The sequence below is a fragment of the Homoserinimonas sp. A520 genome, from assembly GCF_054489245.1.
Genome location: NZ_JBTMWX010000005.1, coordinates 149,098 through 167,376 on the forward strand (window position 1 = coordinate 149,098; position 18,279 = coordinate 167,376).

Below are 18,279 nucleotides of genomic sequence, written 5' to 3' on the forward strand. Positions count from 1 at the left end.
GCCCCGGCAAGCTCGATCGGCGACGATTGCGTTAGACGGTGACCGGCGCGTTCAGGCGCAGGCCGGACTCGCTGTCGAACACGTGGATGTGGTTCGGCTCCGGGAGGATGAACACCTTGTCGCCGGCGTTCGGGTGGTTGCGCCCGTCCACCCTGGCGACGATGTCGACACGCGAACCGTCGATGTCGGTGTGCCCGTACAGGTAGCCGTCAGCACCCAGTTCTTCGATGACGTCGACGTCGACTGCGAGGCCCTCGCCGGTGGTCGACACTTCGACGTCTTCCGGGCGAACCCCGATGGTGACGTTCTTCGACGCGGTCTGGCCCAGGACATCACGACCGACTGCGGCCGTGGCGGTACCGAACCTCAGGCCGCCGTCCACGACATCTGCCGGGAACAGGTTCATGGCCGGCGAGCCGATGAATCCGGCGACAAACAGGTTGACCGGCTGCTCGTACAGGTCGCGCGGGGTGCCAACCTGCTGCAGCACGCCGTCTTTCAGCACGGCGATGCGGTCGCCCATGGTGAGCGCCTCAGTCTGGTCGTGGGTGACGTAGACGGTGGTGACACCGAGGCGCCGCTGCAGGGATGCGATCTGCGTGCGGGTCTGCACGCGCAGCTTGGCATCGAGGTTCGACAGCGGCTCGTCCATGAGGAACACCTGCGGCTGGCGCACGATCGCGCGGCCCATTGCAACACGCTGCCGCTGGCCACCGGAGAGGGCCTTCGGCTTGCGCGCCAGGTATGGCTCAAGGTCGAGCAGCTTGGCGGCCTCGAGGACGCGGGTGGCGCGCTCCTCCTTGTTGACGCCGGCGATCTTCAGGGCGAAGCCCATGTTCTCGGCCACCGTCATGTGCGGGTAGAGCGCATAGTTCTGGAACACCATGGCAATGTCACGATCCTTCGGCGGAACGTCGGTGACGTCGCGATCGCCGATGAAAATGTGACCGTCGTTGACCTCTTCAAGGCCGGCGAGCATCCGCAGCGCCGTTGACTTTCCACTACCGGACGGGCCGACCAGCACCAGGAATTCGCCGTCTGCAACGTCAAGGTCGAAATCGCTGACGGCGGGAACGGTGGAACCCGGGTAGAGGCGGGTGGCCTTCTTGAATGTGACTGATGCCATGACGAACGTTCTCCTTCACCGGCAGGTACGTGCCGGACGATCCGTAGTGAATGGATGGGAATGCCGTCCCGAACCCGGGGCGGCATCCCTGCCATTATGTCATCGCGCCCCATTTGCGGGTAACCGACTGCTGATTCCACTGGCTAGGCTGTTTCTGCAACCGTTTGGTGGGCTCCCAGATTGGCTGACTAGCATCGTTGGGTAGCATGCGTGCCTCGGCTGATCCCGACGGACACCAGTTGAGGCAAAAGCGAGGGTAGATGACGAACGACGGCGCGAGCACGCGGCCTCCCACGGGAGCAGAATCGCGGGCCGGAAAACGCGCCGTTGCACGCCAGAAGGCACGCGAGCTCCGCATCGAGCAGCGCAAGAAGGATGTCCGGAATCGGCGCTTGCTGCAGGGTGGCATCATCCTCGCTGCCATCATGGTGGTCGCCGTCGTCGCCGTGACCATCTGGTCGCAGATCCCTTCCGCGCGCACCGGTCCCGTCAACATGCTCAGTGACGGCATCAAGATCGGTGAGGGCTTCGTCGCCGAGACGACGCCTGGGCTGAAGCCCGGTGATGCGCCGGTACCGTCGGAGGTCACTGCGGGGTCTGAGGTCATCGACATCCGCGTCTACCTCGATTACCAGTGCCCAGGGTGCCGAGATTTCGAGGAGACCAACCACGCGCAATTGGCCACCTGGGTCGAGACCGGGGCGGCGACCGTCGAGTTCCACCCGATCGCACTCTTCGACCGCCACTCGCTGGGCACCAAGTTCTCGACGCGTGCCGCCAACGCTGCGGCCTGTGTCGCCAACTACTCCCCGGACGCGTTCTTCGACTTCAACTCACTGATGTTCGCCAACCAGCCGGAGGAGGGCACCGAGGGGCTCACCAACGAGCAGATCATCGTGCTGGCCAAGAGGGCGGATGTCATCAGTACCGAGCTCATCGAGAAGTGTGTGAACGACCAGAACTACAAGACCTGGGTCAACGCGTCGACCGCACGCGCCATCGCCGGGCCGATTCCGAACAGCACGGTCGAACGGGTTGCCGCCACACCGACGGTCATCGTCAACGGTGTGCAGTACAACGGGCCCCTCGACGACGCTGAGTCGTTCGCGACTTTCGTCAGCACCTCGGCCGGGAACGCCTTCACCGAGAAGTCGACCATGGAGACGCCGACGCCGACCCCCACGCCGGTTCCTGCGGGATAGCGGTCTTCTCAGGCCGCTCTACTTTGCCGGCCACACCGCCCGCAGGATGCGGATGGCGTCATCGAGGTCAGTGCCGGCGCGGCTGCTCGTGTCGGCGAGTTTGCGAGCAGCTTCCAGCACCGGTCGCGGTGTGGTGGCGGCGCTTCGGCTGACCCGCGTTCCGCCTCCGGTTCGAGCGGTGAGGTAGCCCTCGGACTCGAGCGCCTTGTACGCCTTGGCGACGGTGCCGGGCGCGACGCCCAGGTCATTCGCCAACTGGCGAACCGACGGCAGCCGTTCGTCCGCTGCGAGCTGACCGGAGGCGATCAGTCCGCGGATCTGATCGCGAATCTGCTCGGTCGGTGCGGCGGAGCCTGACAACGAGATGATCATCACGTGCTCGAGGTCGAGGCGCGTCGCCGGTTCGGTATCGCCGACAGGGCCACGGCGACCCAGAATGCGATTCCGAGGGACGCAGCAACATAGGATGCGACCCGGAGTGTCGGCTCAAGCGCAGCGAAAGCAGTCCAGGACATCATGCTGCCCTCAGAAGTGGAGAATGCGCCTCGAAGCGAGGCGGTTCCCGCCAGTGAACCGAGGATGGTCCCGAGGTGCACCAATAGCGCGCCTGTCCCGACCGCAACAACATTGCGGGTGCGGAGGGTTCGGATGTGCACGTCCCGCTCCTGATGATGGTCGAGCGGAGGTCGTGCGATGAGGAACAGGGTGAAGGCGGCGACCATAATCATGACCGCGGTGAGAATCAGGGCCGGAACGGAGCTGAACCACCCGTAAATGCTGGTGCCCATGCTTCGCTCGCCGCCGAGGTCGACGACGTACATCGTGTAGTGGCCGGTCTCTGGGTCGGGCTGTGAGGCCGCGCCGGCTGCGATGGTGAGCGCCAGGATGATCGCAAGAACCACGGCTGGGACGACGAACCACCACCCGCGCGCGAAACTCAGCGGCGTTCGAGGCGTCAACTCTGCAACACCCCGCCCCTTTCGGGCTCGAACCGGGACGGCGAGGAGCACCGTGCCGAGAACCGCGAGCACCAGCGGGAAAATGAACCGGTAGTCCGTGTACCAGAGCCAGAACTCGAGTGGTAGCTCCAGCGGCAGCAAAGGCAAACCCAGTGTGCGCGGCGCGATCGCGCCGAGCACGAGAAGGAGCCCGGCGGCCAGAGAGAATGCGGCCACGCTGCCGCCCGGAAAGCGAGTCTTTCGTCCCGAGATCAGCCACCACACCAAGGCGAGGGCGACGCCCGCGAGAACGGACCCCCACACCATGAGGTAATACCAACCCATCGCTACAGCCCCTCACCTTTGTGTCATCCAGACGATACACCTATGTATCACTGGACTGCTACAAGCATCCGGGGAGTGCGGACGGCGCGCCGCGAAAAGAGGAATGAACCGATGGAGCCCCCAGTCGGATTCGAACCGACGACCCCCGCTTTACAAGAGCGGTGCTCTGGCCAACTGAGCTATGGAGGCGAATTGACCTCCCTATGCTAACGGGAAGTTCGCGGACATCCGATCACAGCTGGGTCAGGTGCTGCTCCACGTCGAAGCTCGACTTTCGTTCAGGCCCGGCCTCTTTCGGGGTGCCAACGTACAGCCAGCCGAGCAGCTGCTCATTGTCGTCGAGGCGGTGCACTTCCCGCACCGCCGCTGAACGGGTGAACGGCCCGGTTCGCCACATGACGCCCCAGCCGGCCTCGGTGAGCAGCAGGCTGAGGATGTGCGCGACACCGGATGCCGCGGCATCCTGCTCCCAGATCTCCACCTTGTGACTGGGTTTCCTGCACGCCACTACGGCGATCAGCAGGTCGGCCCGGAGCGGCTTCGCGGCAGGCTTGTCGCCGTCTTTTCCATGCTTACCGGCGGCGGATGCCATTGCCCGCCCCAGCTGATCACGGGCACCTTCGCGCAACTCGATGAGCCGCCACGGCCGAAGCGCACCATGGTCGGCAACATTCGCCGCGGCACGGACCAGCGGGACCAGCTGGTCGTGCGTCGGAGCGCCCGCGCCAACCTTCGGCGCCGAGCGCCGGCGCGCCACCGCCGTCAGCACGGGAGCGTCAGCGATCAGTTCTCCCCGGCCTTGAAGTCCAGGGACAGCGAATTCATGCAGTAGCGGTCGCCGGTGGGGGTGCCGAAACCGTCGGGGAAGACGTGGCCGAGGTGCGAGCCGCAGTTGGCGCAGCGCACCTCCGTGCGGGTCATGCCCAAGGTGTTGTCCTCCAGGAGCTGGACCGCCTCTGGGCGCACCGACTCGTAGAAGCTTGGCCAGCCGCATCCGGAATCGAATTTGGTGCCGCTTTTGAACAGTTCGGCGTTACAGGCCGCACAGGTGAAGACGCCGGAGCGCTTCTCGTCGAGCAGTTCGCCCGTCCAGGGGCGTTCGGTCGCCGCCTCACGCAGTACCGAGTATCGCTCGGTACCGAGCTCCTCGCGCCACTCTTGTTCGCTCTTGTTCATCTGGTATGTCATAGTCCAGCCTTTCGCTGATCATCTCTGCCCATACTAAAACCCCTGCCTGACAGGTTCTGATCCCGATCGCGTCAGCAAACGGCGAGGGTGCCGATTTCGGTAAGGTTTACCTAAGTTCCCCCTGTCATTGGAGTGCCTGTGAGATCCGGTTGGCGCTTGGTGCTCGTGGCGCTCGCCGCGCCCGCGCTCGTCCTCGGCCCGACCATCACCGCAACCGCCGCTGACGCCCCTGTGCCGACCGCCGCATCCTGCGCCGTCGACGACGCGACCATCACCTGGGGGTTCAAGGAGTCATTCCGCTCCTACATCAGCGGTGCCATCGCGAACGGGCAGTGGGCGGTGTCGGGTGGGGCCGAATACGAGACCCCCGACTTCCGGTTCGGCGGCGGCAGCGGCCTGCTCGACCGCAGCGCGGGGGTCGGCAGCGTCGAGTTCCCCGGAGCCGTAACCTTCACCGGGCACGGAGGCATCCTGAACACCACCATCGAGAAACCGGTCATCGAATTCCGGGACGACAGCGGCGCCCTCTACTTCGACGTCAACGGCACCACCCAGGACGGCGCAGAGGTCGATGCGCGAATGGTCGAATTCGTCACCCTGGCGCTGGATGCGGGCGAACTCGTCGAGCGCACGGATGATCGACTGACCATCAGAGACGTTCCGGCGACGCTGACGGATGCCGGCGCTGAGGCATTTGGCACCTACCAGGCCGGTGAACCGTTCGACCCGGTCACCATCGAGCTCACGTTCGACGGCGAATGCGAGGCCCCCGCGGAGACGAACTGGTGGCTGGTCGGCGGGCTCGCGCTCGGAGCAGCTGCCGCGCTCGTCGCGGCGCTCGTCTGGTACCGGGTCCGTCGCTACTCGGAGGGCTAACCGGTCGGCGCGTACACGGCGCGGGCGACCGCGTCGATGACGTCGGCCGTGCGGGGGCCGAAACTCAGGATCTCGCCATCCGCCATCGTGACGAAGCGCCGGTTCTGGCCGGCCGGGGTGATCCCGATCGCGGCTTTTGTCTGCAGCAGGCCGTCCACGCCGCCGGCGCTCTGAAGCCCGGAACTCATCACGAGAATCAGGTCGGGTGCAGCGGCGATGATCGCCTCGTCGGTCATCGGCTTCATGCCGGTCCAGCCGATCTCGGTCGCCACGTCGACGCCGCCGACCGCGTCGATCAGGTCGTTGACGCCGGACTCCGCGCCGAACAGGTAGTAGATGCCGGAGTCCCCGCGAAGGTAGAGGAACAGCATCCGCAGTCGGTCGGTCGGTTCGCTCGGTGCGATTGCCGCGACCTCCGCGACCTTGGCCGAGATCTCCGTGCGGAGACGCTCCGAGAGTTGCCGGCCGGCCTCGTCGGCGCCGAGCGCGTGCGCGACCTGCTCGGTCAGCTCGTAGACGCCGTCAAACCCGGTGCCGGCGTCGACGAAGACGATCGGGATGCCGACATCGCGCAGCTGCAGCATCACGTCGATCGGCCCGATCGTGCCGTCGGTGATGATCAGTGTCGGGCGCAGGGCGATCACCGACTCGGTGTTGATGGTGTGCCCACCGGTCGTCACCACCGGCAGGCCGACAACACCGGGGAAGGTGGAGGACGAGTCGCGCCCGACCAGGTTGTCACTGAAACCCAGCCCGGCGATGGTCGCCGAAATCGAGCCCGCCAGGTCGAGGCCCAGGATGCGCGACGTGTCGGTGACCGTCACCTCCACGTCACCGGCGAGGTCGCGCGAGGTCACCGTGGCCGGCAAAGACTGGGCAGGGTCATCCGTCACCGGCGTGATCGAGGTCTCCCTCAGCACGGCCGTGGTCTCGCCCACCCACGACTTCGGGTCATCCAGCAGGTGCAGTTCGGCCAGTGGAACCAGGGGGCCGGATGCCTGCGGCTCGACGGTCGGCTGCGGCACCCCGCTGGCACATCCGGCCAGGAGGGTTGCCAGAACCAGCGCCGAGACGGCGATGCGGGGGAGGGAGGCGACGGGCATACTTAGGTAATCCTAACTAGCCTGGCTGATCAGCTGTACGGATGGGTTGTGCGACCTGCCCAGAGCCTCCGCGGCGAGGCACTCGACCGACCCTAGGATTGCAGCGGAGGAAGCAGTGGACGCAGCAACAGGCCAGCAGCACACCGAGCTCTCCGAAGGCGACGCGGGACTGCTCGCATTCGAGAGCCGGGGGTGGCGCAACCCCGGCACCAAGGAGCAGGCGATCCGAGTGGAGCTCGGAATCTCGGCCGCCCGGTACTATCAATTGCTGAACGCACTCATCGACTCCCCAGCCGCTGCTCGGTACGATCCCTTGTTGGTGAGCCGCTTGCGGCGCATGAGAGCGGGCCGAACCCAGGCCGGCGCCGAACGCTAGACCCACGGTCGTATCCACACGGTCGTATCAAGAACGTCGTCTGAGAACGCAGAGCCACCGAAAGAGAGCCATGGCTGCCCCAACCACACAACGGCCCGTCACACAACGGCCCGTCCGTGACCGGTTCGACGCGGTACCGGATGACCTCCATCGGGTGGGCGCGCACCGCGCCAAAGCCCATTGGGGCCAGGGCTGGGCGAACCTCGCCTGGGTTGTCGGGGCGATCCTCGTTCTCTCGATCGGTGGGCTCTGGGGGCTCTCCCAGATCAACAGCGACTTCCAGTTCGGACTCCCGTTCATGAACGCCGCCGAGGAAGAGCCGGGCGATGCCCCGCCAGCGGACAGTCCCGAAGCGGTCGAGCCGAAGCTCGACCCGGCGATCGTCATCACGGTGCTCAACGGAACAGGAACCCCCGGCCTGTCCAACACGGTCGGCGACTACCTCGTCTCGCAGGGCTGGGAGGGTGCGGCATTCGGTGTCGGCGCCCGCGTCAGCGCATCCGCCTCCGATGTGGAGATCACCCAGGTGATCTACAACAACCCGGACAATGAGGCCGCTGCCCGGGCCATGCTCGAGACGCTGGGAGTGGGGGAGCTGGTGCTGGCCAACACCTACCCGGCATCCCCGCTGGCGGTACTCATCGGCAGCGATTATGTGCTTCCGGCGGGCTGATTCGGCCGCCATCCCGGCGATGTCGCATAAAATCGCGTAAAATTCATGACTTTTGCCCAAGAAGGGCAGATTGCCCCTCCCCAAAGCGAGCGGATGCCCGTTACTATCTGGGAACGCGGGATTACCCCCCGCGTTGCGGCGCACCCGGATGCACCATCCGGCTCGCCGTTCGAACCACAGCAGGGAGTTATCAATGGCGAACGGAACCGTCAAATGGTTCAACGCTGAAAAGGGCTACGGCTTCATCACCGTCGATGGAGGGGAGCAAGACGTTTTCGTCCACTACTCCGCCATCGAGATGGGTGGATACAAGGTTCTTGAAGAAGGCCAGAAGGTCGTCTTCGAAGTTGGCACCGGAAACAAGGGACCCCAAGCCGAGTCGGTTCGGCCGGCGGAGTAGCGAAGCTTCGTCGCCACCACTGGCAGACAATCCCAGACTGCGCCGCCCGGTTCACCGGGCGGCGTCAGTTGTTAACGGACCGATGCTCCTCCCGCGGTCGACCGCAGCTTGCACTCGCAGGGTCAGAGTGCCAGAATCATTTAGCACTCTCTTATTGCGAGTGCCAAAGCTGTTGCAACTTTCACGACGTCCGGGAGGGACGAGAAACACACATGGCAAAGATCATTGCTTTCAACGAAGAGGCCCGTCGCGGCCTTGAGCGTGGACTGAACACCCTGGCAGACGCAGTCAAGGTGACGCTTGGCCCGCGCGGCCGCAACGTCGTACTCGAGAAGAAGTGGGGCGCGCCCACCATCACAAACGATGGTGTGTCGATCGCCAAGGAAATCGAACTCGACGACCCCTACGAGAAGATCGGCGCAGAGCTGGTCAAGGAAGTCGCCAAGAAGACGGATGACGTCGCCGGCGACGGAACGACCACCGCAACCGTCCTCGCCCAGGCACTGGTACGCGAAGGCCTGCGCAACGTCGCAGCCGGCGCCGACCCGATCAGCCTGAAGCGCGGAATCGAGAAGGCCGTCGCATCCGTCACCGAAGCCCTCGTCAACCAGGCGAAGCCCATCGAGACGAAGGAAGAGATCGCGGCCACGGCCTCCATCTCGGCCGGCGACCCGGAGATCGGCGCACTGATCGCCGAGGCGATCGACAAGGTCGGCAAGGAAGGCGTCGTCACCGTCGAGGAGTCGAACACGTTCGGCACCGAGCTGGAGCTGACCGAAGGTATGCGCTTCGACAAGGGTTACCTGTCGGCATACTTCGTGACCGACCCGGAGCGCCAGGAAGCCGTCTTCGAAGACGCGTACATCCTGATTGTCAACGGCAAGATCTCGCAGATCAAGGACCTCCTGCCGATCGTCGACAAGGTCATCCAGAGCGGCAAGCAGCTGCTCATCATTGCCGAGGATGTCGACGGCGAAGCCCTCGCGACCCTGGTCGTGAACAAGATCCGCGGCATCTTCAAGTCGGTTGCCGTCAAGGCTCCGGGCTTCGGCGACCGCCGCAAGGCGCAGCTGCAGGACATCGCCACCCTCACCGGTGGACAGGTCATCTCCGAGGAGGTCGGACTCAAGCTCGAGAACGCCACCCTCGACCTGCTCGGTCGTGCACGCAAGGTCGTCATCACCAAGGACGAGACCACGATCGTTGAGGGTGGCGGCGAGTCCGACGCCATCGCCGGTCGCGTCGCGCAGATCCGTTCCGAGATCGCCAACACCGACTCCGACTACGACCGCGAGAAGCTGCAGGAGCGCCTGGCCAAGCTGGCCGGTGGCGTTGCAGTCATCAAGGCCGGAGCGGCAACCGAGGTTGAGCTCAAGGAGCGCAAGCACCGCATCGAGGACGCCGTCCGCAACGCGAAGGCTGCCGTCGAAGAGGGCATCGTCGCCGGTGGTGGCGTTGCACTCATCCAGGCCGGCGAGGTCGCTTTCGCCAGCGCTGCGCTGACCGGTCTCGAGGGTGACGAAGCGACCGGTGCGAACATCGTTCGCGTCGCCATCGACTCGCCGCTCAAGCAGATCGCCGCCAACGCGGGCCTCGAGCCCGGTGTTGTCGCCGAGAAGGTGCGCAACCTGCCGACCGGTCACGGCCTCAACGCCGCAACTGGTGAGTACGTTGACATGCTCGCTGCCGGTATCAACGACCCGGTGAAGGTGACGCGTTCCGCGCTGCTCAACGCCGCGTCGATCGCCGGACTGTTCCTCACCACCGAGGTTGTCATCGCTGAGAAGCCGGAGAAGAACCCGGCTCCGATGGGTGACCCGTCAGGCGGAATGGACTTTTGATAGCCGCAGACGCGCCAGCGTCTGAGGCCATCAAGGTCGAGTGATCGGCCCTTCCGGCCGATCGTATCGAGACCCTAGGTCTAGCTACAAACAGGGGCGGTTCCTTCGGGAGCCGCCCCTTTTGCGTGCTCGGCTTGGTGTCGTGTGAGGCGTCCGGGCGGGTGTTGCATGGTCTCCGCCCATAGAAGCCCGGCCCACCCGAGACCATGCAACACCCGCCCGGCCCGATCCCGTAGGGCCAAGGCCCCTTCCGTGGCATCCGCCCCTCTGTCAACAGGATGGAATTTGCGGCACGCCGGTGGCGCGGCGCGGCTGAGCGGGGTGCTGCCGAAAGCAACCTGTTGACGGCGGAACTTCCAGGGTCTGACTAACAACAACAACAAGGGCGGCTCCTCGCGGAGCCGCCCTTGTTGCGTGTTTGGGGTTAGGCGGCGGAGGTGCTCGCATCCGCCGCTTCGAGCGCCTGGGCGAGGTCCGCCCAGAGGTCGTCGACGTGCTCGAGACCGATCGAGATCCGCACGATGCCTCCCCCCGGCTTCGCCGCAGCGGCGACCGGACGGTGGGTGAGGGATGCCGGGTGCTGGGCGAGCGAGTCGACACCGCCGAGCGAGACCGCGTGGGTGATGAGCCGCAGCGATTCGATGAACCGGGCTGCCGAGTCGTAGCCACCGGCCAGGTCGACCGAGACGATGCAGCCGGCGCCATCCGCCTGAGTGCCGATGAGCCCCAAGGGGTCGCCGCCGGGCAGCGCCGGGTACATGACCCGGGCAAGCGCGGGGTGCCCCTGCAGCCTGGTGGCCAGTTCGCCGGCGGTCTCCTGCGCAGCGCGCACGCGGATCGGCAGCGTGCGCAGCCCCCGGTGCAGCAGGTAGGCGGCGAACGGGTGCAACAGGCCGCCGGTCAGCGCGCGGATGTGGCGCAGGCGAGTCGCCCACCCCTCGGTGGTGGCGATCACGCCACCCATGACGTCGCCGTGACCGCCCAGGTACTTGGTGGCGCTGTGCAGCACCAGGGTGGCACCGTGCTCGATCGGGCGCTGCAGCACCGGCGTCGCGAAGGTGTTGTCCACCAGCACCGGAACACTGCCCGCCTCACGCACAATGGCCGCGATGTCGACCAGTTCGAGGGTGGGGTTGGCCGGCGACTCGATGATCACCAGGCCGGTGTCCTCACGAATCGCGGATGCGACGCTGCCGGCCTCCGCCCAGGTCACCGTGGTGCCGAGCAGGCCGGCATCCAGAACGTGGTCGGTGCCGCCGTAGAGCGGGCGAAGGGCCACCACGTGGGGCTTGCCGGCGCTGGCCGCGGCGAGCAGGCAGGCGGACAGCGCTGCCATACCCGTCGAGTAGGCGACGGCCGTCTCGGCGCCCTCCAGGGCGGCGAGGCTCTCTTCGAAGCGGGCAACGCCCGGCTGCCACAGCCGCTGGTACACGGCGGACTGGCCGTCGAGCAGCGGGCCACCGGTGGCAAGCTGTTCGTAGGAGTCGCCGCCGAGTTCGACGTTCGGCAGGGGGTTGGTGGTGGACAGGTCGATCGGGGGGACGTGGACACCGGCTTCGTTGAGTCCGCCCATTCCGGCGTGTACGGCGCGAGTTTCCAGTCGTGAGTCAGATGGCAGCATAGTCTGACAGAAACAGAATCTGTCGCGGAATGCAAGCTCTGCCGAAGATGATGGGACGGCAGGCTCGTTCATCGCAGATCGTGCAGAATCCTCGGAGGAACCCTTGACTCAATCGAAGAAAATCGAACGGCGCAACGACGCTGGTGCGGCCGGGCCAGAACAACTCGACGAGATCGACCGGGCCCTGCTTCGCGCCCTGGCGAGCAACGCCCGGGTTTCGGGCGCTGCCCTCTCGGCGACGGCCGGCGTTGCGGAGTCGACCGTGTCGCTTCGGCTGAAACGCCTGCACTCGGCGGGATACCTGCGTGGGTATCGGGCGGACATCGATGTCACGACGCTTGGCGTCACCGTTCAGGCGCTGATCTCGGTGCGGTTGGTGTCCATCGTTCGCGAGGAGGTGGACCGGTTCCGCCAGGAGGCCCCGCACTGGCCGGGAGTTCTTGCACTGTTCCACATGGCCGGCGTGGACGACTTCCTGCTGCATGTGGCCGCCCGCAATGCCGCCGAATTGCGCGACTTCGTGCTCGAACACCTGGCCGGGCATCCGGCCATTGCGCACACTGAGACCAACCTCGTATTCGACCATGTTCCCGGGGACGGAGTGACCGAGCTGCTGCGCTAGCCTGTCCGGGTTTCGATACGGCCCTGGAGGGCCTACTCAACCCACAGAAGACGGACTATTCAACCCACAGAATGGCTAGCGGGCGAACAGCCGCGCGTTGCTCTGCTCGATGTCGGCATACTGCTGGGCGGCCTGGGTGAGTGCCTGGTTCAGCGAGGCCAGGTTCTCTTCGACGCGCTGCTGAGTGGCCTTCCACTCCTCGAACACCGACTGGAACGATGTCGCCGCCTGCCCGGACCAGGAGCCCTGCAAGTTCACCAATTGGGCGGACAGCCCGCTGAACTCTCCCTGGATGCGGTTCATCGAGCCTCGCACCGCGGCGGTGGCGCCGAGCACCGCCTCGCTGTCGACCTGGTATCGCGTCATGACTGCTCCCGTGTATGTGCCCAGACCGGGCGCCTGGGGTGCAGCCAACGCTAGGAGGAGGGCCGGTCCTGCTGCTGCCAGCCGTTCGATCCTGTTGAACTGGGTGCGACATAGTCCTGGGGGAGGAGGGGAAGCACGATCCGGAACGTTGCGCCGCCGCCGGGGGTGTCGAGCACGTCGACCGACCCCTTGTGTTGCGCGACGATCGCCGAGACGATGGCAAGGCCCAGCCCGCTTCCACCGGTCTCCCTGGTGCGTGAGGAGTCCGCACGCCAGAACCGCTGGAAGATCTTCTGCCGGATCTGGGGCGGTACCCCTTCACCGTGGTCGATGATGTCGAGCATGGCCACCCGCCGGTGACGGTCGACCCGCACGCCGAGCTCGATCGGGCTCCCGGGCGGGGTGAACCGCATGGCGTTGCCCATCAGGTTGGTGACGACCTGGCGCAGCTTGTTCTCCTCGCCGAGCACCACGGCGGGGACCACCAGCCTTATCGGCTCGGGGTTGACGGTCAGCCGCTGGATCTCCTGCTTGAGCTGGCGGGATCGCATCGAGCGGAGGCGGGCCAGTTGGGCGCCGGCGAACGCGATCGGGCCGGTTGCCGTGGTCAGTGGCTTGGTGGTCGGCTCTGGTTCGGCGTCCAGGTTGTGGGACTGGGAGAGTTCTGGTTCGGCGACGATGACTTTCACCGTTCGCTCGGGCTGCGAGGCCATCGCGTCGAGGGCGGCATCCTGGGCGATCGGCAGCAGGTCGACGGGAGTGAGGCGAAGCGGTTTGGCCTCGTCGGCGCGGGCCAGCTCGAGGAGGTCTTCGACCAGCTCGCCCATCCGGATCGCCTCTTTCTCGATGCGTTCCATCGCCTGGGAGACGTCTTCCTCGTTCTGCAGAGCCCCCATACGGTAGAGCTCGGCGTAGCCGCGCACCGATACCAGTGGTGTGCGCAGTTCGTGGCTGGCGTCACCGACGAAGTGGCGCATCTGGTCGATGGTCCTTGCCCGGTCGGCGAACGCGCGGTCGATTCGCCCGAGCATCAGGTTCAGCGAGCGGTTGAGCCGCCCGACTTCGGTGTTGGGGGTGGCGCCGGGCAGGCGCTGGCTGAAGTCACCGTCGGCGATGGCGGCGGCGGTCGCCTCCACCTCTCGCAGCGGACGGAAAGTGGAGGTGACCAGCACCCGGGTGAGGGCAGCACTGAGCAGGATGACCGAGAGCGAGAACCCGAGGAAGATGGCCGTGTACCGGGCGATGGTGGCGTTCGTGTCGTTGAGGCTGAGTCCGACCACCTGGGTGACGATTTCACCGCTGTCGAGCACCTCGACCGGGAACGCGATCACCCGCATCTGCGAGGTGCGGGCCTCATTCTGCACCGTGAACGGCCCCTCATTGCTCAACACATACCTGATGGTGAGTTGGTCGAGTACCGGTCGCAGTTCGTCCTGCCCGTTGCCGAGGTTGTCCCTCAGCAGGTTGCCCTCGTGGTCGATGGCCGCCCGGTAGAAGGGAGACGGGAGGCCGTCGCGATTGGCCGACAGCGCATCCAGGTCGATACGTGCCGGCAGCAGGCTGGCGGATGCGCGGATCTGGTCATCCAGCTTGTCGAGCAGGTAGGTGCGCAGCACGGTCATGGTGCCAACCCCGGCGACGAGGAGTCCCATCGTCACAATGAACACCGTGACGCCGGTGATCTTGGACCTGAGGGAGACCCCGCTCCACCAGTCCGTCGGTTGTTCGTGCATCAGGCCTCAAGGCTACGTCGTGCGGGCCGGCATGCGCGCAAGTCAGGCCTTGGTCGCCTTGAGCATGTATCCGAAGCCGCGCTTGGTCTGGATGACCGGCTCCTCGGAGTACTGGTCGAGCTTGCGCCGCAGGTAGGACACGTAGGACTCGACGATTCCGGCATCGCCGTTGAAGTCGTACTCCCAGACGTGGTCGAGGATCTGCGCCTTGCTGAGCACCCGGTTGGGGTTGAGCATCAGGTAGCGCAGCAGTTTGAACTCGGTCGGGCTGAGCTCGATCTGCTCACCACCGATGGTGACTTCGTGCGTGTCCTGGTCCATGGTGAGTTCGCCGGCGCGGATGATCGCGTCTTCCTCTTCCTGCATGGTGCGGCGCAGGATGGCCTTGATGCGTGCCACGATCTCGTCCAGGCTGAACGGCTTGGTCACGTAGTCGTCACCGCCGACGGTGAGACCGGTGATCTTGTCCTCGGTGTCGTCTTTGGCCGTCAGGAAGAGGATCGGTGCGGTGTAGCCGGATGCCCGCAGCCGCTTGGTCACGCCGAATCCGTTCATGTCGGGCAGCATGACGTCGAGGATGATCAGGTCTGGCTCTTCTTCCAGCACCGCCGAGATGGCCTGCGCTCCGTTGCCCACCGCACGCACGGCGAAGCCAGCGAAGCGAAGGCTGGTTGTCAGCAGGTCTCGGATGTTCGGTTCGTCATCGACGATCAGTACTCTGGGTCCACCACTCATGGTGCCAGTATCTGCGTGTTGCCTGAACGTTGTCTGGGAGTCAGGTGGTGGTGTCGGTTTCGCCATGACGCGCGGTGATCCGCACGCAGCACTGACCGTCACACGGATCGAAAACGACATTGTGCTCGGTGTCACCGGCGCCTTCGGCGACCCCTCGCAGCAGGTTGAGGTTGGCATCGCAGACGACATCGGTGTGGCTCATAGCCAGGCTGTGGAACGGGCAATTGGCCAGGATCGTGTCACCATTCTCGGCCTGCCGGGGTTCGTACCCGCCGATCTCGAGTGCGTTCCGCAGGGTGCCGGCGCGCTGGCCGAGTTCTCGTCCGCGCTCGGTTGCCACCCGCGAAAGTGCTTGCCTGGCCGGCTCCCCGGTGCGGTCGGACTCTTCAATCGATGAAGCGAGCACGCTGCCGGCGAGGTCGTAGTGGCGCTCCGGGATGGAGACGAGCAACTCCTCGGCTGCGCGCCGGTACAGTTTCGCCGGGCGCCCGGATCCTGGCCCGGTCTTGCCGCTCAACCGCTTGAACTCGACCGTGAGAACGCCGTCGTCGACGAGGCGGTCGAGGTGGAACGCCGCCGTTCCGCGGGCCATGCCGAGCGCGCCCGCCGCTTCGTCCCGCCCGACCGCAGTGCCTGACGCGGAGATGAAATCGAAGAGCGCGCGTCGCAGGGGATCGTGGATCGAGGCCACTGCCGTCAGTCGCGAATTCTGTTCTTCGTTTGCCACGCATTCATCCTAACTCTAAAACGGGATTTCTTGACAAAAGAATTCGGGAGGCTCTAAAGTCAAGACCACAGGCTTTTGGAAGCCTTCACCCTTTCAACGAAGGAAGAACATGACCCAGGTAAAGCGCGACGTGGCGACTAGCCCGCAAGCATCCGTTCTCAAGCGTGACCCGTCATGGCAGGCATTCGCGCTGCTGCGAACGGTGTTCACCATTGCCCCGATCGTCTTCGGGCTCGACAAGTTCTTCAACCTGCTGGTCGATTGGCCGGTGTACCTCACGCCCGAGGTCACGGATACGCTCGCCATCACCGACCAGCAGTTCATGTACGTCGTCGGGGTCATCGAGATCATCGCCGGAATCTGCGTGCTCGTTGTTCCCCGCTATGGGTCGCTGCTGGTCGCCGTCTGGCTCGCCGGCATCATCGTCAACCTCCTGGTAATGGGCGGCTTCTACGACGTAGCGTTGCGTGACTTCGGGCTGCTGGTCGGGGCCCTCGCGCTCTGGAGGCTGTCGGTGGTGCACGCGCCGAAGCTGCCGTTCAGGCGCTCAGATGACTGACCTTCCGGTAGAGCGCGAGCACGCCCCGCGTCTCACCGTCATCGACGGTGGCCGCGACGGCAACCGGGCGCGCGCCGAGGCGGCGGTAGCCGACTTGCTCACCGCGCTCGGTCGCGACCTGACCGACGACGGTCTCAAGGAGACGCCCCGCCGGGTTGTCGACTCCATGCTCGAGCTGCTGACACCGCAGGAGTTCGCCCCGACAACCTTCCCGAACACGGAAGGCTACCGCGACCTCGTGCTGGTCAGGCACATCCCGTTCCACTCACTCTGCGAGCACCACCTGCTGCCGTTCCGCGGCGTGGCCACCATCGGCTACCTGCCGGGGGAACGCCTGCTCGGCCTGTCGAAGATCGCCCGGGTACTCGAATACTTCAGCCGCGACCTGCAGGTGCAGGAGCGGCTGACCAAGCAGGTGGCGGACTGGTTCGCCAGGGAACTCTCACCACGCGGCGTCGGGGTGGTGCTCGAAGCCGAGCACCTCTGCATGTCGCTCCGCGGGGTGCAGTCGGCGGGCTCGACCACCGTGACATCGACCTTCAGCGGCGAGCTCGAGCACGCCGGCCCGCTTCGGGCACAATTCGGATTGGACAGATAGACATGGCAACGAACGAGAGTATCCTGATCGTCGGCGGTGGCCTGGCCGGCGCAACAGCAGCGGAAACTCTGCGCGACGAGGGCTTCACCGGGAGCATCCGCATCCTGGGAGCTGAGGGGCACCTGCCATACTCCCGGCCGCCGCTGTCCAAGGAATACTTCACCGGCAAGGCCGAACGCGACAGCATCTTCGTGCACCCGGCTGCCTGGTACGCCGAGAACGACATCGATGTCGAGGCTGGGGCGAAGGTCGTCTCCATCAACCCAGCCCTGCACCAGGTGACGCTGGCGGATGATCGCAGCCTGGCCTACGACAAGCTCCTGCTGGCAACGGGGGCGACACCGCGCACGGTGAGCGTTCCAGGGTCCGACGCCGACGGCATCCACTACCTCCGCACGGTCGAGGACAGCGAGCGGCTGCACAAGGCGCTCGCCGAAGGCGGCCACACCATGGTGGTCGTCGGCGCCGGGTGGATCGGGCTGGAGGTGGCATCCGCTGCCCGTGGCTACGGCAACAGCGTCACCATGATCGGGCGGGAGACGATTCCGCTGCAGGGGCCGCTCGGCGACGAGCTGGGCGCGGTGTTCCAGGAGCTCCACGAGTCGAACGGGGTCGTGTTCCGGCTGCCGTCGGACCTGGTCTCGTTCACGGTGGACGGCGGCCGGGTGACTGGAGTCGTCACCGACTCGGAGACCCTGCCGGCCGACCTCGTCGTGGTGGGGGTCGGGGCGATCCCGAACATCGAGCTGGCCGAGAAGGCCGGGCTGACGGTGGAGAACGGAATCGTGGTCGACGCTGGACTGCGCGCCAGCGCCGACGACGTGTTCGCGGCCGGCGACGTGGCCAACTCCTTCCACCCAGTGGTGGGACAGCGGATGCGCAACGAGCACTGGGCGAACGCGATCGCCAGTGGCAAGGTGGCGGCGAAGTCGATGCTCGGCCAGGATGCCGCGCTCGACGACATCCCATACTTCTACACCGACCAATTCGACCTCGGGATGGAATACTCCGGCTACCCGCCGTACACACGGGACGCCGATGTCGTCATCCGCGGCGACAAGGCCGGGCGCGAGTTCGTCGCGTTCTGGGTGAACGACGGCCGCGTGGTCGCGGGCATGAACGTCAACATCTGGGACGTCAACGACCAGGTGCAGGACCTCATCCGTTCGGGCCGGCAGGTGGATGCCGCCAAGCTCGCCGACCCGGCGGTGCCGCTCGCCGAGGTGTGACGGGTCGCGCGCGCTTACCCG

At 65.7% G+C, this 18,279-nt stretch carries 21 protein-coding genes and 1 tRNA gene; 10 read left to right on the forward strand and 12 right to left on the reverse strand.

Going from position 1 to position 18,279, the window contains the following annotated elements; translation table 11 throughout:
* Positions 1-31 precede the first annotated feature (31 nt).
* Positions 32-1,126 (reverse strand): ABC transporter ATP-binding protein, encoded by a 1,095-nt coding sequence (locus ACX3PH_RS12945; protein WP_459093098.1) that lies wholly within the window; start codon positions 1,124-1,126, stop codon positions 32-34.
* 260 nt (positions 1,127-1,386) lie between these two features.
* Between ACX3PH_RS12945 and ACX3PH_RS12950 the strand changes: the two genes are divergently transcribed.
* Positions 1,387-2,328 carry a DsbA family protein gene (locus tag ACX3PH_RS12950; protein WP_459093099.1) on the forward strand — a complete coding sequence of 314 codons (942 nt, stop codon included), beginning with the start codon at positions 1,387-1,389 and terminating at the stop codon, positions 2,326-2,328.
* Between the two features lie 18 nt (positions 2,329-2,346).
* On the opposite strand, the gene ACX3PH_RS12955 is transcribed toward ACX3PH_RS12950, so the two are convergent.
* The 5 genes from ACX3PH_RS12955 to msrB all read right to left on the reverse strand — a co-directional run bounded on the left by ACX3PH_RS12955 (position 2,347) and on the right by msrB (position 4,799).
* Positions 2,347-2,700 (reverse strand): GntR family transcriptional regulator, encoded by a 354-nt coding sequence (locus ACX3PH_RS12955; RefSeq protein ID WP_459093100.1) that lies wholly within the window; start codon positions 2,698-2,700, stop codon positions 2,347-2,349.
* Complete coding sequence (locus tag ACX3PH_RS12960) at positions 2,700-3,611, reverse strand: hypothetical protein (RefSeq protein ID WP_459093101.1); 912 nt, start codon at positions 3,609-3,611, stop codon at positions 2,700-2,702. Before ACX3PH_RS12960 ends, ACX3PH_RS12955 begins: the two co-directional genes overlap by 1 nt.
* Positions 3,612-3,723: 112 nt before the next feature.
* Positions 3,724-3,800: transfer RNA gene (locus ACX3PH_RS12965), tRNA-Thr, on the reverse strand.
* 43 nt (positions 3,801-3,843) lie between these two features.
* Entirely contained in the window at positions 3,844-4,380 is a 537-nt protein-coding gene (locus tag ACX3PH_RS12970; RefSeq protein WP_459093102.1) for a nitroreductase family protein, read from the reverse strand.
* Positions 4,381-4,394: 14 nt separating this feature from the next.
* Positions 4,395-4,799, reverse strand: a complete 405-nt coding sequence (gene msrB / locus ACX3PH_RS12975) for a peptide-methionine (R)-S-oxide reductase MsrB (RefSeq protein ID WP_459093103.1) — start codon at positions 4,797-4,799, stop codon at positions 4,395-4,397.
* 138 nt (positions 4,800-4,937) lie between these two features.
* Between msrB and ACX3PH_RS12980 the strand changes: the two genes are divergently transcribed.
* Positions 4,938-5,675, forward strand: coding sequence for an HtaA domain-containing protein (locus ACX3PH_RS12980; protein ID WP_459093104.1), 738 nt, complete (start codon positions 4,938-4,940; stop codon positions 5,673-5,675).
* Here ACX3PH_RS12980 and ACX3PH_RS12985 read toward each other — a convergent pair.
* Positions 5,672-6,778 (reverse strand): heme/hemin ABC transporter substrate-binding protein, encoded by a 1,107-nt coding sequence (locus ACX3PH_RS12985; RefSeq protein WP_459093105.1) that lies wholly within the window; start codon positions 6,776-6,778, stop codon positions 5,672-5,674. The genes ACX3PH_RS12980 and ACX3PH_RS12985 overlap by 4 nt on opposite strands.
* Before the next feature lie 115 nt (positions 6,779-6,893).
* Here ACX3PH_RS12985 and ACX3PH_RS12990 point away from each other — a divergent pair, with 115 nt between their 5' ends.
* From ACX3PH_RS12990 to groL, 4 genes are all read left to right on the forward strand, one after another.
* Positions 6,894-7,154, forward strand: a complete 261-nt coding sequence (locus ACX3PH_RS12990; protein WP_459093106.1) for a DUF3263 domain-containing protein — start codon at positions 6,894-6,896, stop codon at positions 7,152-7,154.
* Between the two features lie 70 nt (positions 7,155-7,224).
* The gene (locus ACX3PH_RS12995) at positions 7,225-7,827 is read left to right on the forward strand and encodes a LytR C-terminal domain-containing protein (RefSeq protein ID WP_459093107.1); all 603 of its coding nucleotides are present in this window, start codon (positions 7,225-7,227) and stop codon (positions 7,825-7,827) included.
* 193 nt (positions 7,828-8,020) lie between these two features.
* Complete coding sequence (locus ACX3PH_RS13000) at positions 8,021-8,227, forward strand: cold-shock protein (RefSeq protein ID WP_459093108.1); 207 nt, start codon at positions 8,021-8,023, stop codon at positions 8,225-8,227.
* Positions 8,228-8,439: 212 nt separating this feature from the next.
* Positions 8,440-10,068: a chaperonin GroEL gene (gene groL / locus ACX3PH_RS13005; RefSeq protein ID WP_459093109.1), complete on the forward strand. Its 1,629-nt coding sequence runs from the start codon at positions 8,440-8,442 to the stop codon at positions 10,066-10,068.
* Positions 10,069-10,492: 424 nt separating this feature from the next.
* Here the strand turns inward: groL and ACX3PH_RS13010 are convergent, their stop codons facing one another.
* A complete protein-coding gene (locus ACX3PH_RS13010; protein ID WP_459093110.1) occupies positions 10,493-11,689 on the reverse strand; it encodes a trans-sulfuration enzyme family protein in 1,197 nt (398 codons plus the stop codon).
* A gap of 103 nt (positions 11,690-11,792) precedes the next feature.
* Here ACX3PH_RS13010 and ACX3PH_RS13015 point away from each other — a divergent pair, with 103 nt between their 5' ends.
* Entirely contained in the window at positions 11,793-12,311 is a 519-nt protein-coding gene (locus ACX3PH_RS13015; RefSeq protein WP_459093111.1) for an Lrp/AsnC family transcriptional regulator, read from the forward strand.
* Positions 12,312-12,386: 75 nt separating this feature from the next.
* On the opposite strand, the gene ACX3PH_RS13020 is transcribed toward ACX3PH_RS13015, so the two are convergent.
* From ACX3PH_RS13020 to ACX3PH_RS13035, 4 genes are read right to left on the reverse strand one after another with little or no spacing between them, the layout of a single operon-like run.
* Positions 12,387-12,677, reverse strand: a complete 291-nt coding sequence (locus ACX3PH_RS13020) for a WXG100 family type VII secretion target (RefSeq protein WP_459093112.1) — start codon at positions 12,675-12,677, stop codon at positions 12,387-12,389.
* Positions 12,678-12,727: 50 nt separating this feature from the next.
* Positions 12,728-14,410, reverse strand: a complete 1,683-nt coding sequence (locus ACX3PH_RS13025; protein WP_459093113.1) for a sensor histidine kinase — start codon at positions 14,408-14,410, stop codon at positions 12,728-12,730.
* Between the two features lie 42 nt (positions 14,411-14,452).
* Positions 14,453-15,145 (reverse strand): response regulator transcription factor, encoded by a 693-nt coding sequence (locus ACX3PH_RS13030; RefSeq protein ID WP_459093114.1) that lies wholly within the window; start codon positions 15,143-15,145, stop codon positions 14,453-14,455.
* A gap of 40 nt (positions 15,146-15,185) precedes the next feature.
* Positions 15,186-15,872, reverse strand: a complete 687-nt coding sequence (locus ACX3PH_RS13035; protein ID WP_459093115.1) for a helix-turn-helix transcriptional regulator — start codon at positions 15,870-15,872, stop codon at positions 15,186-15,188.
* A 109-nt stretch (positions 15,873-15,981) separates the two neighbouring features.
* Here ACX3PH_RS13035 and ACX3PH_RS13040 point away from each other — a divergent pair, with 109 nt between their 5' ends.
* Genes ACX3PH_RS13040 through ACX3PH_RS13050 form a run of 3 tightly spaced genes read left to right on the forward strand, consistent with a single transcriptional unit; the run spans position 15,982 to position 18,258 of the window.
* Positions 15,982-16,431: a hypothetical protein gene (locus ACX3PH_RS13040; RefSeq protein WP_459093116.1), complete on the forward strand. Its 450-nt coding sequence runs from the start codon at positions 15,982-15,984 to the stop codon at positions 16,429-16,431.
* Complete coding sequence (gene folE / locus ACX3PH_RS13045) at positions 16,424-17,029, forward strand: GTP cyclohydrolase I (RefSeq protein ID WP_459093117.1); 606 nt, start codon at positions 16,424-16,426, stop codon at positions 17,027-17,029. The genes ACX3PH_RS13040 and folE overlap by 8 nt, the downstream gene beginning before the upstream one ends.
* Positions 17,030-17,031: 2 nt before the next feature.
* Positions 17,032-18,258, forward strand: coding sequence for an NAD(P)/FAD-dependent oxidoreductase (locus ACX3PH_RS13050; protein WP_459093118.1), 1,227 nt, complete (start codon positions 17,032-17,034; stop codon positions 18,256-18,258).
* Positions 18,259-18,279: the final 21 nt, after the last annotated feature.

Bases quoted from the DNA above. Each gene is read 5' to 3' on its own strand.
- ACX3PH_RS12985 (WP_459093105.1), bottom strand. From the start codon at position 6,778: ATGCCCGTCGCCTCCCTCCCCCGCATCGCCGTCTCGGCGCTGGTTCTG.
- ACX3PH_RS13020 (WP_459093112.1), bottom strand. From the start codon at position 12,677: ATGACGCGATACCAGGTCGACAGCGAGGCGGTGCTCGGCGCCACCGCC.
- ACX3PH_RS13050 (WP_459093118.1), top strand. From the start codon at position 17,032: ATGGCAACGAACGAGAGTATCCTGATCGTCGGCGGTGGCCTGGCCGGC.
- msrB (WP_459093103.1), bottom strand. From the start codon at position 4,799: ATGACATACCAGATGAACAAGAGCGAACAAGAGTGGCGCGAGGAGCTC.
- ACX3PH_RS12950 (WP_459093099.1), top strand. From the start codon at position 1,387: ATGACGAACGACGGCGCGAGCACGCGGCCTCCCACGGGAGCAGAATCG.
- ACX3PH_RS13040 (WP_459093116.1), top strand. From the start codon at position 15,982: ATGACCCAGGTAAAGCGCGACGTGGCGACTAGCCCGCAAGCATCCGTT.
- ACX3PH_RS12955 (WP_459093100.1), bottom strand. From the start codon at position 2,700: ATGATCATCTCGTTGTCAGGCTCCGCCGCACCGACCGAGCAGATTCGC.
- ACX3PH_RS13025 (WP_459093113.1), bottom strand. From the start codon at position 14,410: ATGCACGAACAACCGACGGACTGGTGGAGCGGGGTCTCCCTCAGGTCC.
- ACX3PH_RS13010 (WP_459093110.1), bottom strand. From the start codon at position 11,689: ATGCTGCCATCTGACTCACGACTGGAAACTCGCGCCGTACACGCCGGA.
- ACX3PH_RS13030 (WP_459093114.1), bottom strand. From the start codon at position 15,145: ATGAGTGGTGGACCCAGAGTACTGATCGTCGATGACGAACCGAACATC.
- folE (WP_459093117.1), top strand. From the start codon at position 16,424: ATGACTGACCTTCCGGTAGAGCGCGAGCACGCCCCGCGTCTCACCGTC.
- ACX3PH_RS13000 (WP_459093108.1), top strand. From the start codon at position 8,021: ATGGCGAACGGAACCGTCAAATGGTTCAACGCTGAAAAGGGCTACGGC.
- ACX3PH_RS12960 (WP_459093101.1), bottom strand. From the start codon at position 3,611: ATGGGTTGGTATTACCTCATGGTGTGGGGGTCCGTTCTCGCGGGCGTC.
- groL (WP_459093109.1), top strand. From the start codon at position 8,440: ATGGCAAAGATCATTGCTTTCAACGAAGAGGCCCGTCGCGGCCTTGAG.
- ACX3PH_RS12945 (WP_459093098.1), bottom strand. From the start codon at position 1,126: ATGGCATCAGTCACATTCAAGAAGGCCACCCGCCTCTACCCGGGTTCC.
- ACX3PH_RS12995 (WP_459093107.1), top strand. From the start codon at position 7,225: ATGGCTGCCCCAACCACACAACGGCCCGTCACACAACGGCCCGTCCGT.